The sequence below is a fragment of the Oribacterium sp. oral taxon 102 genome (assembly GCF_013394775.1).
Lineage (GTDB): Bacteria > Bacillota > Clostridia > Lachnospirales > Lachnospiraceae > Oribacterium.
In genome coordinates this window covers 1393410-1410546 of record NZ_JABXYT010000001.1, presented here as the reverse complement: position 1 = coordinate 1410546, position 17137 = coordinate 1393410, and the positions used below count along the sequence as shown (strand labels likewise).

Genomic DNA, 17137 nt, shown 5'->3' with positions numbered 1-17137 from the left:
TTCGTTCAGGCGCTCTTCTCCTCGAAATGCAGGAGCTCCCTGTGCTTCCACTCGCAGATCGACTGCGTCATAGAGCCCATAGGGCAGAAGGTACACCAGCTGCGCGGCTTATACAGAAGCATCACAATCAGACCGATCAGCGTCGAGGTCAGCATCATACTGTAGAAACCAAAGGAAAACTGCGCGATCCAGTCCGGCACCGTCCCCGCAGTATAGCTCCAGCCCCAGGGCACGCGGATGGTCCAGAAGAGCTTCAGCACCTCGCGAAGCCCCCGGCTTCCACCGAAGACCAACCAGGTCTGGAAGAGCATATTCCCGAACATCGTCATAAAGAAAATGAGAAAGCCGTAACGAAACGCGCGGGAGGACATCCACCGTGGCGTAGGGTGGTTCCGTGAGCACCTCCCTTTCGTGCCGAGGAGCTGGAAGAGCTGTCCTCTCCCGCAGAGATGGTTGCAGAAGAATTTATTGCCGCCAAAAATCGCGAGGAGAAGCGGCAGCAGGAAATCGAGCAACCCCAGCCACGCGAAGAGGATATGGAAGAAGCCCAGAGAAAAGTACAGGAGCTCCCAGATCCAAAGCCATTCATACCAGCGATGCCGTTTCTTCATTCTACGCTCCTTTCCCTCATGTCAATGCATACTGCGGGACAGACTCTCGCGCAGAGCGTGCAGCCGATGCAGAGCGACCCCTCTACCCTCGCGAAAAGTCCCTTCCATACGCGGATCGCGTTCCTTGGACAGGTATTCTCGCAGGCGCCGCAGGAAACGCAGCGCCTGCGATCGACCGATGCCAGCCTTCTTGCCATTTTGCCTCTCCTTTTTCGGAAAGTCGGAGCTCCCTTGCGCAGCCGCCGCTTTCCGGATCAAAAAACAGCCTCTCCTCTATCGTGTCCATAGAGGACGGAAACGAAGAAAGCTTAGCATAAAAAAAGAAGGGCTGTCTGTGACAGAATCACAGATAGCCCCTCAGCTTTTCCCGATCTACGATCCGGATGCTTCCGCGCCCCAGCTCGACGATGCCCTCCATGGCAAAATACTTCAGCATTCTGGACACCACCTCCCGCGCGCTGCCGATCAGCCGCGCAATTTCGTCATGCGTATAGTACAAAAGCTCTGTCCTGCCCTTCGCGAGCTCATCCCAGAGGAAGACCGCCACTCTCCGGTCCGCGGAGAAAAAGAGGATCTGCCGCATCATCCACATTACCTCGGAAAATCTCTCGTTCACCAGCCTCGTGAGATGGCGCTCCATACGCGGGTTCTGCCGGAGGATCGGATTCATCGCCTGTACCGGCAGGAGCAGCGCCTCCGTATCTGTCACCGCGTCCATCATCAGGTCGAAGCTGATGCCCTCCAGCAGACAGGATGCCGACATTACGCAGAGCTCCCGCTCATAGAGCCGGTACAGGGTGATCTCCCGCCCTTCATCAGAAACCATGTAGGCGCGGATCTGCCCCTTAAGGACGACGAGCGTCCCCAGACACTGCTCCTCAGCGCGGGCGATCCGCTCGGACTTCCGGAAGCGGAGCAGCCGCGCACTGTCTCGGAGCGCCGTCTGCTCTTCCGCGGAAAGCTCCCTCCAGAAGGGCAGAAGCCCCGGCAGCTCCCGCTGCATTTCCTCCCGTTGCATCCTCTCTCCCTTCCCTGTTCTTCCAAATGCGGTGCTTTACTCTTCCGGTACTCTTTTGTCTGTCTTACAGCCGTTTCACGAAGAGCGCCCGTATCGCATTCAGCACCGCCAGAATCATCACGCCGACATCCGCGAAGACAGCCAGCCCCATTCCTGCAATCCCCAGTGCGACGAGCCCTAGGCAGAGCAGCTTCACCGTGATGGAAAAGAAGATGTTCTCATAGACGATGCGCAGCGCCTTTCGCGAGATCCGGATCGCCTTCGCGATCTGCAGGGGATTGTCGTCCATCAGGACGATATCCGCCGCTTCGATCGCCGCGTCGCTGCCCATCGCTCCCATTGCGATCCCGATATCGGCTCTCCGGAGCACCGGCGCGTCATTGATGCCATCCCCGACGAAGGCGAGTACCTCCTGCTTCCCTTTCCCGGAAAGCAGCTCCTCCAAATGCTCCACCTTACCTCCCGGCAGCAGCTGCGAGAAGACCGTATCGATCCCGAGCTCTGCGGCGACCCTGTCGGCGACGCGCCGACTGTCGCCGGTCAGCATCACTGTCTGTCGAACACCGGCTCCTCTTAATGCCTGCACCGCCTCCCTCGCACCGGGCTTCACACGATCCGCGATTACGATATGCCCGGCGTATTCCCCGTCGATCGCGATGTGAATGATCGTCCCGACAGAGTGGCAGTCTCGGTAGGCAACCGAAAGGGAGCGCATCAGCTTATCATTCCCTGCCGCAACCTCTCTGCCGTCCACCCTCGCGATCACGCCGCTTCCGCTTCGCTCCCGGATATCCGATACGCGGGAACGATCCAGCTCCCTGCCGTATGCCTTTCGGAGGCTCCGGCTGATCGGATGTGTGCTCGCAGACTCGGCAAGCGCAGCATATTCCAGCAGCTTCCCGTCCTCCAGCGGACTGTGATGGATGCCGTTTACCTCGAAGACGCCCTGTGTCAGCGTGCCGGTCTTATCAAATACAACGATGCGGGTTCGAGACAGAAGCTCCAGATAATTGGAGCCCTTCACCAGTATGCCGGAATGGCTCGCCCCGCCGATGCCTGCAAAGAAGCTCAGCGGAATGCTGACGACCAGCGCGCAGGGGCAGCTCGCCACGAGGAAGCTCAGCGCCCGATAGAGCCAGATCTCCCAGTCGGAGCCTGTCCCCCGCAGCAGCTGAAGGATCGGAGGCAGCACCGCCAGTGCGAGCGCCGCGTAGACAACCGCCGGCGTATAGACCCGCGCAAACCTCGTGATAAAATCCTCCGGCTTCGATTTTCGGGAGCCGGCATTCTCTACCAGCTCGAGAATCCTCGAAACCGTAGATTCCCCGAAGCGCTTCGTCGTCCGGATCTTCAGAAGCCCGCTTTCGTTGATGCAGCCGCTGATGATCTCCTCTCCCGGGCGGATTTCCCGAGGCAGGCTCTCTCCCGTCAGCGCGGCGGTATTCAGGCTGGAGCTGCCCTCCAGCACGATGCCGTCGATCGGCACCTTCTCTCCGGGACAGACGACGATCACAGAGCCGACCGGGAGCTCGTCCGGCACTACCCGTACGAGCGCGCCATCCTTCTCGATATTGGCATAGTCCGGACGGATATCCATCAGCTCCGAGATATTCTTCCGGCTCCTGCCGACGGCATAGCTCTGGAACCATTCTCCGATCTGGTAGAAGAGCATCACTGCGATCGCCTCGACATAGTCCCCGCTGCGAGAGAAGAGCGCAAGAAGGATCGCGCCCAGCGTCGCTACCGCCATCAGGAATTCCTCGTCGAAAACCTGCTTTTTCCGGATATTCCTCACCGCCTTCCGGAGGATATCGTTCCCTATGATATAATAAGGGATCATGAAGAGCAGGAAACGAAGTGCGGCGTTTTCGGGGAGCAGCCCGTGTTTCCCGAGCAGCAGCAGGGAAAGCAGCAGCCCTCCGGAAAGCAAAATGCGGTACAGCAGCTTTTTCTGTTTTTTATTCATATCGCACTCCTGCCCTAGAAATAGATCTCGCAGTCCTCTTCGACATCCCTGCACGCACGGAGAACCCGTTTCATAACCTCGTCGCAGTCCGCCCCCTCCTCGAACTCCACATTCATCTTAAGCGCCATGAAATTGACTACCGCATCCCGGACACCCGCAGTTCTTTTCGCCGCCTCCTCCATTTTGTTCGCACAATTCGCACAGTCCACCTCGATCTGATAGCTCTTCTTCATCTTCGTTCTCCTTCAGAAATAGCTTTCACGATTTCCGCAATCAAAAATGCATTATCAGAAAACATATATTGATAGTTAAATATATGTTTAACTGATAATGCAATCATACATCGATCAGGGTATTTCGTCAAGTGTTTTCAGTTCACACCGTACAGAACCTTCGCGAGCTCGGAATCCTTATCGAGAATGACGGTCTTGTTTTCTCCTCTGAGAGATGCCTTCAGCGCATCGAGGGAACGGAGATAATTATAGAAGTCCGCCTTTTCCGGCGTATTGTATGCATTCTGCAGGGTCTGCATATAGATCTGCTCCCCCTCTGCCTCGAGAATCGCCGCCTCCTTGTCCGCATTCGCATTCATGACAGCCACCTCCCGATCCGTCTCATTTCGGATCTTCTGTGCAGCGCTGTCTCCCTCCGCCTTATGCGCCGCCGCGATATTGTTCCGTTCGGAGATCATCCTCTGATATACCGCTTCCTTATTGTCGTCCGGCAGGTCGAGCGCCTTGATTGCCGTTTTCGCGATGCGGATGCCGTACTCACCGATGCTGGAGTTGGCATCCTCCGTGATCAGATCTGTCAGCTTCTCCCCTCTCGCCGCGATGATGTCGTCCTGCGACATGGAGCTGATGACATTCTTCGTCGCATTATAGCTTGCCACCGAACAGCGATCCTGTGCGCCGGAGATTGAGCCGTTCAGCGTCTGCATGAAGCGAACCGGATCAATGATCTGCCAGAGAATATAGTTATCGGAAATCATGGATTTTTTATCCCGGGTAATCACATCCGACGGCGCGATATCATAGACCTGAAGCGTCTTCGGCACATAGCTCACAGACTGTATCAGGGGAAGCTTCAGCTTCAGCCCCGCATTCGGCTCCACCCGGACGATCTTGCCGAACTGCGTGACGACTCCGTAATAGTTCATCCGTACCGTGAAGAAGCTGCTGCGAAGGAGCAGCAGGAGGAGGAACAGCAGCACAAGCAGCAGCCCGCGGGAAAAGAGACGCTTCCCGTCTGCGGGACGTCCAGTATTCATTTCTGTATTCATAGCCCTTCCTTTCTGCGGCGGGGGCTCACCCCTCCGTCCTCTCCGACGGCTGCGTCACAGCCTCAGAGAAGCTGTCCAGCGGGTACATCGTAGCGGTCTTCCCGTCTGTGATGATGACCTTCAGCTCCGGCAGCACATCCTCTATCGTCTCGTAAAACAGCCGCTGCTTCGTGACAAGCGGATATTTCGAATATTCCTCATACATCCGGTTGAAGCGCTCTACCTGCCCTGTCGCCTCCGCGATCCGCGCCTGCTTCGCCGCCTCTGCTGTCTGCCTCGTCTTGTCCGCATTCGCCTCTGCCGCGGGAATCCGCTCATTTCTGTACTGCTGCGCCTGCGTGCCTGCCGTCTGCGCGCCCTGCTTCGCGGTCTCCACAGCCTTGAAGGCTGCCAGAACCTCACTGGTTGGCGGTTCCGCATCCTGCACCAGCACATTTACGACCTGAATGCCGATATCGTTCTCCTCCAGCGCGGCAATCAGCTTATCCCGTACCTCCGCCTGAATCTGCGATTTTCCGGTCGTGATGACATCGTCGACGCTGTACTTCGCGATCGTAGAACGAATCGCCGACTGCGCCTCATTCCGGAGGATTCCCTCCGGATCGGAGGAAGCATAGAGATACTGCACGGGGTTGCTGACGCGGTACTCCAGATAAAAATCCACGTTAACAAAATTGAAGTCCGAGGTAATCATCATCGCCTCTGACGGCACGGTATCGCTGTACGCATTGTCCCCGTCATAGCGCGAGCCGTTCTCCAGCGTATAGCCGATCGGCATGCCGGAGGTCGTGGTATCCACCTTGTGGACACTCTGCACAAACGGAAGCTTCCAATAGAGTCCTGCACTGTCTGTGCGAATCACCTGTCCGAACATCGTCACGACCGCCTGCTCCTGCTCCGAAACCTTGTAGTAGGAGCCGGAGGCAAGCAGCGCTGTAAAGAACAGGAGAAGCAGCGCTGCCGCAGGCCCCCTGAGCTTCGGCATATTTCCCTCCCAGTTCAGCTTCGGCAGCTTCCCCATATTAAAATCCATTCTCCCCTTTCCATCCATATTCCAGAATTTTGCCTCCCTGATTCTGTTCCTTCCACCCTTTGTGCGGCGGGAATACAGAAAATAGGCAAGGAAACAGATCACAATTACAATGAGCTCCGGCATACTTTTCTCCTTCCTGTGTGACGTCTCCCGGAGAGGCGGCTCGCCTCGCTTACTCCCTTAGAATATCGGAAATAAAGGAAAGACGCAAGCTACGATTTAAACCGTTACCTTATGTCCGATGCCGCAAAGGAAAGGAGAATCGCGGAAAAAGAAAAACAAAGAGTCAATCACAAAAAAAGAGCCCCCTCTCGGAAGCTCTTCTCCACCGCACGGAATCAATCCTCAACCTTGACGATTTCTCTCTTATTGTAAGAACCGCAGGCCTTGCAGACTCTATGAGGCATAACCAAAGCGCCGCACTTTGCGCACTTCACCAGGTTTACAGCACCCATCTTCCAGTTCGCTCTTCTGCTGTCTCTATGCGCCTTGGATGATTTGTTCTTTGGACAAATAGACATATTTACACCTCCTTCGTCATACCGGCTTTTCATGCAATCGGTTTAATGTATGTCATCATTTCTGCTTTGATCAGAAACACTCGTAGTATGATACTACATCGTTTTCAAAAAAGCAAGGGATTCCGGATAAATTTGTCATCCCGAAATTTCCGCGCATTTCCCCTCAGATCAGCCGCAGCGTATCTCTCGCGATCGCCAGCTCCTCGTTCGTCGGGATCAGGAAGACCTTCACGGAGGAATCGTCGGCGGAAATCAGTCTCTCTTCGCCGCGGACATTGTTCCGCTCGTCGTCGATCTTCACGCCGAGGAAGGAGAGGTACTGCTCGCAGACCAGCTTTCTCGTCACCTTATCGTTCTCGCCCACGCCGGCGGTGAAGGCGATCGCATCCACGCCGTTCATGGCAGCTGCATACGCGCCGATGTACTTCGCCACTCTGTAGCGGAACGCGTCAAGCGCGACCTCTGCCATATGATTGCCCTCTCTGGCAGCATTCTCCACATCGCGGAAGTCGGAGGATACGCCGGACATACCGAGCACGCCGGACTTCTTGTTGAGGATATTCAGCACCTCATCCACCGTCTTATTCTCATGGTTCGCAATATACTGCACCACTGCCGCATCGATATCGCCGGAACGGGTTCCCATGATCAGTCCCTCAAGCGGGGTCAGTCCCATGGAGGTATCCACCGCTCTGCCGCCGATGGAGGCGGAGATGGAAGCGCCGTTTCCGAGGTGGCAGACGATCACCCTCGCCTTCTCCGGATCAAGCTGTCCGAAACGGATGGTCTCCTTGGAAACGAATGCGTGGCTGGTACCGTGGAAGCCGTAGCGGCGGATGCCGTACTTCTCATAGTATTCGGTCGGAATCGCATAATAGTATGCCTTCTCCGGCAGTCCCATCCCGAAGGTGGTATCAAATACGGCGACGTTCTTCTTGCCCGGAACCACCTTCTCGCAGGCTTCGATCCCCATCAGGTTCGCCGGATTGTGGAGGGGCCCGAGGTCGAAGCACTCACGGATCACCTTCTTCACTTCATCCGTTACAACGATTGACTCAGTAAACTTGGTTCCGCCATGCAGGACCCGGTGACCGATCGCGCTGATCTCGTCTACAGACTGTACCACACCGTGCGCGCTGTCGGTCAGCGCGTCGAATACGAGCTTGACTGCTACGGAATGATCCGGCATCGGCGTTTCATTCACGAAATCCTCCTTGCCCTCCGCCTTGTGCGTCAGCTTGGAGCCGTCGATCCCGATCCTCTCGCAGAGTCCCTTTGCCAGAACCGCCTCCTTTTCCATATCGATGAGCTGGTATTTTAAAGAAGAGGAACCGCAGTTGATGACTAAAATCTTCATGGAAATGTACCCTTTCGTCTCGTGAAGTGCTGTATTGTTTCCCTGACGCGCCGTCTCACGCTCTCGAAACGGCGTCAGGGCTCTGTTTATGCAGGCGCCGGAGAACCGGCAATTTCAAACTCAACCGTAGAGCTGACACTGTACCGCCGTGATCGCTACGACGCCGACAATATCCTCTGCGGAGCAGCCGCGGGAAAGGTCGTTGACCGGTGCGGCGATGCCCTGCGTCATCGGACCGTAGGCCTCCGCCTTGCCGAGTCTCTGTACCAGCTTATAGCCGATATTTCCCGCATCGAGATTCGGGAAAATCAGGGTATTGGCATGCCCCGCCACCTTGGAGCCCGGCGCCTTGAGCGCTGCCACGGACGCTACAAGCGCAGCGTCGAGCTGGAGCTCTCCGTCCAGCAGGAGCTCCGGATTCGCCTCCTGCGCGATCCGCGTCGCCTCCTGCACCTTCGTCACATCGTCATGCTTCGCCGAGCCCTTGGTAGAGTAGGAAAGCATCGCGACCTTCGGCTCCTTGCCCACCAGGAAGCGGAACGACTCGGCGGAGGACTCGGCGATCGCCGCAAGCTCCTCCGCGGTCGGATTCTGATTCAGCCCGCAGTCCGAGAAGACGAAGGTTCCGTTCTCCCCGTACTCGCAGTTCGGCACATTGATGATAAAGAAGGCAGAAACCAGCTTGGTGCCCGGCTTGGTCTTCAGGATCTGGAGAGAGGGACGCAGCGTATCCGCGGTGGAATGGCAGGCGCCGGACACCAGTCCGTCCGCATCTCCCTTCTTCACCATCATCACGCCGAAATAGGTATTGGAGCTCGTCAGGATCTTCCGTGCCTCCTCCTCGGTCATGCCCTTCTTCTTCCGAAGCTCGACAAGCTCCGCGACATAGCTGTCCAGCCTGTCGGAGCTCGCCGGATCCACGATCTCCGCGCCCGTGATCTCCGCACCCCATGCCTTGGCATCCGCCTTCACCTTCTCCGGATTTCCCAAAAGAATTACTTTCGCAAAGCCCTCCTTCAGGATCTGATCCACCGCGACCAGCGTCCTCCTGTCCTCGGACTCCGGAAGCACGATCGTCTTCATCCTGCTCTTCGCATTTGCTTTCACGTCATCAATAAAAGCCATGATCATCTCTCCTCTCGATTCTGAAACTTGAGGCTTCCGCCTCTATTCTGTCCCCCGATCTTTGATCGGGGGAGCCTCGCGGCTTTGAACGGTTTAGAGCAATCGCCTGCGATTGCTTCTTTAAATAAGGTATGGAAGAATCCTCCCCGCCCTTTCCATGAAAGAAAGAGGTACTATCTTGTATACAGTATCTCTCCGTTACCTTTATTATACTCGAAAGCCCCCGCACGGCAAGGAAGAATCCCGGATATTCTTGCACATTTTCGAGTACGCGTCCCCGGTTCCGGCAGTCAGTATTTCTCGAAGCGCTCCAGCGGCACTACCATGATCGTTGCGCCTCCGATCTCGACCTGCATCGGCATCGTCGTATAGTTCATCATCGATGTCCCGGAAACATAGGGCATATTTACGGTGATCTTCTGGCGCTTCCCGCATTGCTGCTTGATCGTATCGATGCAGCGCTCCGTCTCCGTATCCTCTACGGCGATCATCAGGGTCGTATTGCCCTTTCGGAGGAAGCCGCCGGTCGTCGCAAGCTTGGTCACCTGAAAATGCCCCCTCATCAGCGCGGAAGTTACGTCGTCCTCGTTGTCATTTCGAATGATGGCATAAATCAGTTTCATGTCTTCACCTCCCAGAACATATACTATGTTTATTTTACAATTTTTTCAAAGGACACGCAACTTTTCTGTATAATCGTTATAAAAAGTATTGTAAATCATCCCATAGATACGGCTCGCGAAGAGATCTGTGCGAAGCTGCAGCTCTCCCGCACCCTCCGCTTCCCTCTCCCAACGTGCCGGAGAGGAGAGCACCGGGAGTTGCAGTGCGCCCAGCAGCGCACGCCCGTCCTGGGAAACACCGAGTACCCGGTGGAAGCTGACATAGCCCTCCTCCCTTGCCCTCTGCACCATGTCCTTACGGATATCCAAAAGGATATGCAGCAGTGCTCTGGAAACTCTGGAGTAGGTGACATTTTTACTCTTAAGCAAAGTGGCACGTTCCCGAAAGGTTTTTCGCATGAAGAGCTGCTTCCGCAGTCCCCGCGCGAGCTCCTCCGAGACATCGGAGAAGTCCATGCAGGAAATCCCGTCCCTTTCCAGCTCCAGCAGACGATAGGAAAGCATATCTGAGAGCATATCAGCCTCCGCATAACAGCGATGCACGCAGTCTGCGCCGCAGCTCTCCGAAATTCCCTCCCGGATCGAGTGCGCGCTCCGAAGCTTCTGGTTCCGGCGCAGCACGGCAGCGGAAAAGCCGACATTCTGCCGTTTCATCGCCTTCAGATACTCCACGCCCAGCACATCGTTCGCACAGAGGGACAGCGAGAGCCCCGGCTCGACTTCCCGCGCCGCAGCCTCCCGCGCCGCAGGGAAGCTCTGCCCCTCCCGAAGCCTCATCCGAAGGGCGCGGGAAAAGGCAGAGCGCGCTGCAGCTCCCCGTTCCTCCCTAAGAAGAAACGCCGCCGCTTCCTCCAGCGGCTCTATCCTGCCGGACTCCGAGCCGAACAGGAGCAGATCCACAATGCCTGCCTTTTCCAGCATCGCCACACCGCAGGCGGCGAAATCCTCTGCGGAGGCCGTCGAAAACAGCACCGGCATCTGCAGCACGAGATCCACACCGTTTCGGAGCGCCTTCTCCGTGCGCTCATATTTCGAGAAGAAGCCCGGCTCCCCCCGCTGCACGAAATCGCCCGACATGGCAATCACGACATATTTCGCCTGATATTTCTCCTTCGCATAACGGATCAGATACCGGTGTCCCTCATGGAAGGGGTTGAATTCCGCGATGATGCCGACGACCCTCTCCCCTTTATACATAACGCTTCTCCTCTGCCGCTTCCGCTTTCCCTCTCAGTTCTTAAAGGAATGAATCGGCGCGGGAATCCGCCCCTTCCTTCTAATGAAGCGTTCGCAGCCGAAGGAATTCACGCGCATAACCGGCGCGTGTCCGAGAAGCCCGCCGAAGTTAACCGTGTCGCCGACGGTCTTGCCGTAGGCGGGAATCACCCGAACCGCGGTGGTTTTCTGGTTCACCATTCCCAGCGCCGCCTCATCTGCGATCATGCCGGAAATCGTCGCCGCAGCGGTATCGCCCGGAATGGCGATCATATCGAGTCCTACCGAGCAGACACAGGTCATCGCCTCCAGCTTCTCGAGCGTCAGCGCACCCTCCGACACCGCGGCAATCATCCCCTGATCCTCCGACACGGGAATAAATGCGCCGGACAGTCCGCCGACGGAGCTGGATGCCATGATGCCTCCCTTTTTGACCTGATCGTTCAGCATCGCCAGCGCGGCGGTCGTACCGGGCGCGCCGGCGCGCTCCAGACCCATCATTTCCAGAATATCCGCGACCGAATCGCCGACTGCCGGGGTCGGCGCGAGCGAGAGATCGATGATGCCGAACGGAACTCCGAGCATACGGGATGCCTCCTTCGCCACGAGCTGTCCGACTCTCGTGATCTTAAACGCCGTTCTCTTGATTGTTTCGGAAAGCTCCTCGAAATCCATATTCTCCGCATGGCTTAAGGCATCCCGGACGACGCCCGGACCGGAAACGCCGACATTCAGAATGCAGTCCGCCTCGGAAACGCCGTGAAAAGCGCCTGCCATGAACGGATTGTCGTCCGGCGCATTGCAGAAGACCACGAGCTTCGCGCAGGCGCTGGAATCTGTATCGCGGCTCAGATACGCTGCTTCCTTGATGACCTCCCCCATCAGACAAGCTGCGTCCATATTGATGCCGGTCTTGGTCGAGCCGAGGTTTACCGACGCACAGACGATCTCTGTCTCCGAAAGTGCCTGCGGGATCGCCCGTATCAAAAGCTCGTCCGCCGCCGTCATTCCCTTCTGGCAGACTGAGGAAAACCCTCCCAGGAAATTTACCCCGACCGTATGCGCCGCCCGATCCAGCGTGTGCGCAACCTTCACGAAGTCCTCGATGCTCCGGCAGGCGCCCGCCCCCGCGATCGCGATCGGCGTGACGGAGATCCTCTTATTTACGATCGGAACCCCGTATTCCTTCGAGATCTGTTCGCCTGCCGCAACGAGATCCTTCGCCTTGGTCGTGATTTTCCGATAGATTTTCCCGCAGAAGCTGTCCACATCCTCCGCACCGCAGTCGAGAAGGCTGATCCCCATGGTGATCGTGCGCACATCCAGATTGTTGTGCTCGATCATCTTGTTGGTTTCCAGCACCTCCATAGAGTTGATTTCAAATGCAGCCATAATCTCCCTTCCCTCTTCCGCACGCTACATCGCTTTTTCGAATGGAATCGACATCTCCTCAGATCCGATGCATCATCGTGAAGATCTCCTCCAGCTGAATGCGGATGCTGACGCCGATATGCTCCCCGAGCTCTGTGAGCGCCTCCGAAAGCAGATTGATTTCTCCCCTCGCCTCCGCGATGTCTACAATCATCATCATATTAAAGTAGCCGCCTGTAATGGTCTGAGAGATATCCAGAATGTTGATATTCCTCTCGGAAAGGAAGGTGCAGACCCTCGCAATAATCCCTACGGAATCCTTCCCCACCACAGTAATGATCGCCTTTCTCATACGCCTCCTTCTCTGCTGCGCTCCCGCGCATACCTCCCCGCCTCCGGCAGGCTTCGGCATAAAACAGATAACAATTACGAATGTCTTGCCTGCACCATTACATGAAATATTCTTTTCGGGAAGTACTGATTAAATTTTGAAAAATTACGTGCCAACGGACGGGCGTCATGAATAAATCAGTGTCTCCCACAGAAAGACAATCATCCTCCTCATGCAGACATTTTGCCCATTATAGCACCACGAGCTCCGATACGCAATCCCGCTTCGCTACACTGATCTCGAAGTCGCCGCTATGATAGCCGCTCTCCGAGGCGTCGATCTCCTGCTCCACCGTGCTTTTCGCAAGCTCCGGCTGATTGTTTTCCAGACTGAGATGCCCGAGGAAGATGTGGCGCAGCCGATCGTGCAGCACCCGATCCAGGAGCCGTCCTGCATTGTCATTGGAAAGGTGACCGCGATCTGAGAGAATACGGCGCTTCAGCGCCATCGGATAGGGTCCACTGCTCAGCATGGCGATATCATGGTTCGCCTCAATCAGCATCGCATCCAGTTCCCGGAGATGCGCCTCGATATAGGAATCGAAATGTCCCATGTCCGTCGCTACCGCAACGCTGTACACGCCGTCGCTCACCCGGTACGCCACCGGATTCGCTGCATCGTGGTCGATGGAAAAGGGCAGCACGGACAGATCTCCGATCCGACTCTCCGCATCCGGAAGGATCGGATGCAGCAGTTCCCGATCCAGCTCTCCGAGCTTTTTCTGTCCATTCCCGGAGATCAGCTCCTGCAAGGTTTCCAGCGTCCCGTAGATCGGGATGCCGTAGCGTCTCGATATCGCCCCGATCGCCTTGATATGGTCGATGTGCTCATGCGTCAGGAAGATCCCCTGAATGTCCGAGAGCTCCAGCTCCAGCGTCCGAAGCCCCTCGTTAATCGCCTTCATCGTGACGCCGGCATCCACCAGAATATGTGTCCGTTCCGTCCCGATGTAGCTCACGTTCCCGCTGGAGCCGCTCGAAATACTGGTAAATCTCATTTATGGTTTCCTCTTTTGTCCTTGAATTCTCAATGATAATGTCGGCAAAGCTCAGAAAGCGCTCCGCCTCCTCCGCATGAAGCCGTGCCTCCGCCTCCGCGCGGGAATAGCCGCGATCCCGGAGCAGACGTTCGAGCCGCAGATCCCGCCGTGCGGACACAAAAATTCTGTGATCGCAGCACCGCAGAAATTCCTCTGTCGGAAGCGCGGTTTCTACCGCGAGGTCATAGGCGCTTTCCCGCGCATCCGCGATTCTCTCCGAGACCGCTCCCCAGACTACGGGATGAACCAGACGGGAAACCTGCTCTGTCAGGGCCGGATCGGAAAACATTTGTTTTGCCATCCGTCTGCGGTCGAGCGCTCCCGTCTCCGGCTCCATGATTTCTCTTCCGAAAAGCGCGAGCAGACCACGATATACCTCCGTCCCGGGCTGATAAAGGGACTTTGCGAGTTCATCTGTCCGGCAGACCCGCATGGAGAATTCCTCTTCCAGAATAGAAAGAACCATGCTCTTCCCGGCTCCGATGCCGCCGAATACCGCAATCACCATGCCCTGTCCCTCAGCCGCCGCCCATCCCAGTCCTCTTCGGCACAGCGCTCATTCAGCCACTGTCTCCCTGCCTCTACCCCCTCCTCATCGAAGGAAAAGGCTCTGCTCTCCTTCTCCTCCTCCGGCGTATGATCAAAGGCGTAGGGCTCCGGCCATACCGTGACGAGCAGCTCCCGCACAGTCTCGGTCTCCACGCCGTCTCCGCGCTCTGCCGCTTCCTTTTTTCGCTCCTGCTCGCGCATTTCCATCCGGTAACGCATCCCCGCATTGGAGCCGGTAAAGCATTCCTTCTTCAAAAAGCCGATATGCATGATATCCTTTGACGTGATTTCCCTCATCAGTGTGCTTCTTCCCAATTCTCTCCGCGCGCCGCGGTCGCCGCGAGCTGCACCCGAAGCACCGCCGCGCCCTGCATTTTCTCCACAAGCAGCGCCTCGACCCGCTCTGCCTCCTCGACCGGCGTTTCCAGCAGCAGCTCGTCATGCACCTGCAGGACGATCCGTGCGCGAAGTCCCTCCTCCCGGAGTGCCTGATTCACTGCGTTCATCGCCTTTTTCATGATGTCCGCGGCGGTTCCCTGAATCGGCGAATTCATCGCTACACGCTCACTGAAGGAGCGGCGCAGGAAGTTTGAGGCGTGAATGTCCGGCACCGGCCTCCGCCGTCCGAAGAGCGTCTTCACGAAGCCATGCTCCCGGGCATAGGCGACCTCTCCGTCAAGATAGCGCTTGACTGCCGGATAGGTTTCGAAATAACGTTCTATATATTCCTTCGCCTCCTGCCGGGAGATACTCAGTCCCTCGGAGAGTCCGAAGGCAGAGATTCCGTAAACAATGCCGAAGTTGACAGCCTTTGCGTTCCGGCGGAGCTGCGGCGTCACCTCCGAGAGCGGTACATGAAAGACCTGCGAGGCAGTCACGGCATGGATGTCATCCGCATTGCGGTACGCGGCGATCAGCTTCTCATCCCCGCTCAGGGAGGCGAGAATACGAAGCTCCACCTGCGAATAATCCGCGTCAAGAAAGATACAGCCCGGCTTCGGGACGAAAACCTGCCGGAAACGCCGCCCCATCTCCGTACGGATCGGGATATTCTGTAAATTCGGCTCTGTTGAGGAGATCCTGCCGGTCGCCGTCACTGTCTGATTGAACTGCCCGTGAATCCGTCCGTCCTCCGAAATACAGCCGAGGAGTCCCTGCGCGTAAGTGGAATTCAGCTTCGTATAGGTACGGTACTGCAGAATGTCATCGACTATCCGGTACTCCTCCGAGAGCTTCTCCAGCACATCCGCAGCAGTGGAATAACCGGTCTTGGTCTTCCGTCCGCCCGGCAGCCCCATCTTCTCGAAGAGAATCCGTCCGAGCTGCTGTGTCGAGTTGATATTGAATTCCTCCCCGCATTCCGCATAGATCTGCGTGCGCAGCCGCTCGATTCCGTCGGAGAGCTCTTTCCCGTAACGCACCAGCGCTTCACGATCTACGCGTACGCCCTCCTTCTCCATATCGTAAAGCGTGCGGAGCAGCGGCCGCTCGATCTCCTCGTAGAGAGAGAGACTCTCCAGCTCGCGAAGCCGGCGGAATACTGCCTCATGACTTAATAGAGCCACTGCCGCCGTATATTTCCCTGCATCCGTCTTGTCGGAAAGCTCCTTTTCCGTCGGGAGCGTCTCATCCAGAAAATCTCTTGCGAGATCCTCATAGCTGTAGCTGTCCTTCAGCGGATTGATCAGGTAGGCACAGAGCGCGAGGTCGTGCAACTTCGCCTCCCGCGGAAGCTCCAGAATATGCAGCTGATCCTTCAGATTGAGCGTATAAAGTGTCGTCGTCTCGGAGAGACGGGAGAGCTGCTCCCTGAAGTCAAAGCCGTGAAAACGGTAGCAGCGCTTCCCCTCCAGCACGAAATAAAGCACCGTTGTCTTCTCAAACGGATTCTCCGTGTCCTCCTCAGGGCGCAGGCAGAAGCCCGCTGCGCCGGACTTCTCCGCATCCCGGAAGACAACCCTCGCGATATAAGGATCTGTGACCTCCTTAAAGAGCTCCGGCTCGATGCCGGACACGCTGCCCTGCTCTGTAGGGAGCGCGCTCTCCTCGAAGCGCTTCAGGAGCGTTTTCAGCTCGAGACGCCGCACCAGCGTGCGCGAATCGGCATTGAACATATCCCTGACCGCAGCGTCCTCATAGCAAAAGTCGATCGGCACATCCGTATGAATCGTCGCGAGCGTCTTGGAGAGTGCCGCGATGTCCCAGTTTTCAAGGAGCATCTGCCCTGCCTTCGGCTTGCGCGGCACCCTGAACTCCGCATCCAGCGCATGCTCCCTTGCATTTTCAATGCTGTGATAATGCGCTATGATCCAGCTCGCCGTCTTGTCTCCGAAGCCGGCGACCCCCGGAATATTGTCGCTGCTGTCTCCCGCCAGCGCTTTCCAGTCAATGAATTCCATCGGGCTGACGCCCCATTCCGCCTTCACCTCCGCAGGAAAATAATGGCAGACCTCCGTCTGTCCCCTCACGGTCTTCGGGATGCTGATCTTGATGTGCTCGTCCGCGAGCTGCAGGAGATCCCTGTCTCCGGAAATGATGGTGACCTCCCTGCCCTCTGCCTGCATCCGCTTCGCGATCGTCCCGAGAATATCGTCCGCCTCGTAGCCCTGCATGGTCAGAATCGGAATCCGCATGCTGCGGAGCAGCTCCTGCATCAGCGGAACCTGCTCCCTGAGCTCCTCCGGCATCGGCTTCCGCGTCCCCTTGTACTCCGGGTAAAGCGCGTGTCGGAAGGTCGGGTGATGCAGGTCGAAGGCGACGGCGAGGTGATCCGCCTCCTCCGTCTCCAGTCCCTTCAAAAGAATATTCAGGAAGCCATAGACCGCGTTGGTATGGATGCCCTGCGAGTTATTCAGCTCCGGAATGCCGTAAAAGGCACGGGAAAGGATGCTGTGCCCGTCGATCAATAAAAGTTTGTCCTTCATACAAATCTCCTGCATCACCTGTCCGTTCTCTCAGCTTTGTTTTTTTATCGCGTCATCGGCGCACACCTCGAAAATCCGTTCCGCGGCTTTTTCATGGAAACTGCGGAGCTCT

General features: G+C 56.8%; 18 protein-coding genes. All 18 read right to left on the bottom strand.

Annotated features, from left to right (window positions below; all coding sequences use genetic code 11):
- Positions 1 to 5: 5 nt before the first annotated feature.
- The 18 genes from HW273_RS06475 to polA all read right to left on the bottom strand — a co-directional run bounded on the left by HW273_RS06475 (position 6) and on the right by polA (position 17025).
- A complete protein-coding gene (locus HW273_RS06475) occupies positions 6 to 611 on the bottom strand; it encodes a 4Fe-4S binding protein (protein WP_179010998.1) in 606 nt (201 codons plus the stop codon).
- Positions 608 to 850: an ATP-binding protein gene (locus HW273_RS06470; RefSeq protein WP_330604032.1), complete on the bottom strand. Its 243-nt coding sequence runs from the start codon at positions 848 to 850 to the stop codon at positions 608 to 610. Before HW273_RS06470 ends, HW273_RS06475 begins: the two co-directional genes overlap by 4 nt.
- Before the next feature lie 104 nt (positions 851 to 954).
- The gene (locus HW273_RS06465; RefSeq protein ID WP_179010996.1) at positions 955 to 1629 is read right to left on the bottom strand and encodes a Crp/Fnr family transcriptional regulator; all 675 of its coding nucleotides are present in this window, start codon (positions 1627 to 1629) and stop codon (positions 955 to 957) included.
- Between the two features lie 64 nt (positions 1630 to 1693).
- The gene (locus HW273_RS06460) at positions 1694 to 3595 is read right to left on the bottom strand and encodes a heavy metal translocating P-type ATPase (RefSeq protein ID WP_179010995.1); all 1902 of its coding nucleotides are present in this window, start codon (positions 3593 to 3595) and stop codon (positions 1694 to 1696) included.
- 14 nt (positions 3596 to 3609) lie between these two features.
- Entirely contained in the window at positions 3610 to 3828 is a 219-nt protein-coding gene (locus HW273_RS06455; protein WP_179010994.1) for a cation transporter, read from the bottom strand.
- 137 nt (positions 3829 to 3965) lie between these two features.
- Positions 3966 to 4877, bottom strand: coding sequence for a protease modulator HflC (gene hflC / locus HW273_RS06450; RefSeq protein WP_243206760.1), 912 nt, complete (start codon positions 4875 to 4877; stop codon positions 3966 to 3968).
- Positions 4878 to 4902: 25 nt separating this feature from the next.
- The gene (gene hflK / locus HW273_RS06445) at positions 4903 to 6033 is read right to left on the bottom strand and encodes an FtsH protease activity modulator HflK (RefSeq protein WP_243206759.1); all 1131 of its coding nucleotides are present in this window, start codon (positions 6031 to 6033) and stop codon (positions 4903 to 4905) included.
- A 215-nt stretch (positions 6034 to 6248) separates the two neighbouring features.
- On the bottom strand, positions 6249 to 6431 hold the full coding sequence (gene rpmF / locus HW273_RS06440) for a 50S ribosomal protein L32 (RefSeq protein WP_179010993.1): 183 nt from the start codon (positions 6429 to 6431) through the stop codon (positions 6249 to 6251).
- 163 nt (positions 6432 to 6594) lie between these two features.
- Positions 6595 to 7788, bottom strand: a complete 1194-nt coding sequence (locus HW273_RS06435) for an acetate kinase (protein WP_179010992.1) — start codon at positions 7786 to 7788, stop codon at positions 6595 to 6597.
- Between the two features lie 120 nt (positions 7789 to 7908).
- Positions 7909 to 8913: a phosphate acetyltransferase gene (gene pta, locus HW273_RS06430; RefSeq protein WP_179010991.1), complete on the bottom strand. Its 1005-nt coding sequence runs from the start codon at positions 8911 to 8913 to the stop codon at positions 7909 to 7911.
- A 290-nt stretch (positions 8914 to 9203) separates the two neighbouring features.
- The gene (locus HW273_RS06425) at positions 9204 to 9536 is read right to left on the bottom strand and encodes a cyclic-di-AMP receptor (RefSeq protein WP_179010990.1); all 333 of its coding nucleotides are present in this window, start codon (positions 9534 to 9536) and stop codon (positions 9204 to 9206) included.
- A gap of 45 nt (positions 9537 to 9581) precedes the next feature.
- Positions 9582 to 10733, bottom strand: a complete 1152-nt coding sequence (locus HW273_RS06420; RefSeq protein WP_179010989.1) for a nucleotidyltransferase family protein — start codon at positions 10731 to 10733, stop codon at positions 9582 to 9584.
- Positions 10734 to 10766: 33 nt separating this feature from the next.
- The gene (locus HW273_RS06415) at positions 10767 to 12143 is read right to left on the bottom strand and encodes a PFL family protein (protein ID WP_179010988.1); all 1377 of its coding nucleotides are present in this window, start codon (positions 12141 to 12143) and stop codon (positions 10767 to 10769) included.
- Positions 12144 to 12201: 58 nt separating this feature from the next.
- Entirely contained in the window at positions 12202 to 12474 is a 273-nt protein-coding gene (locus HW273_RS06410) for an ACT domain-containing protein (protein ID WP_179010987.1), read from the bottom strand.
- Positions 12475 to 12703: 229 nt separating this feature from the next.
- Positions 12704 to 13510, bottom strand: coding sequence for an MBL fold metallo-hydrolase (locus HW273_RS06405; protein ID WP_179010986.1), 807 nt, complete (start codon positions 13508 to 13510; stop codon positions 12704 to 12706).
- Positions 13404 to 14060, bottom strand: a complete 657-nt coding sequence (gene coaE, locus HW273_RS06400; RefSeq protein ID WP_179010985.1) for a dephospho-CoA kinase — start codon at positions 14058 to 14060, stop codon at positions 13404 to 13406. Before coaE ends, HW273_RS06405 begins: the two co-directional genes overlap by 107 nt.
- Entirely contained in the window at positions 14054 to 14398 is a 345-nt protein-coding gene (locus HW273_RS06395) for a hypothetical protein (protein ID WP_179010984.1), read from the bottom strand. Before HW273_RS06395 ends, coaE begins: the two co-directional genes overlap by 7 nt.
- Complete coding sequence (gene polA, locus HW273_RS06390) at positions 14398 to 17025, bottom strand: DNA polymerase I (RefSeq protein WP_179010983.1); 2628 nt, start codon at positions 17023 to 17025, stop codon at positions 14398 to 14400. The genes HW273_RS06395 and polA overlap by 1 nt, the downstream gene beginning before the upstream one ends.
- Positions 17026 to 17137: the final 112 nt, after the last annotated feature.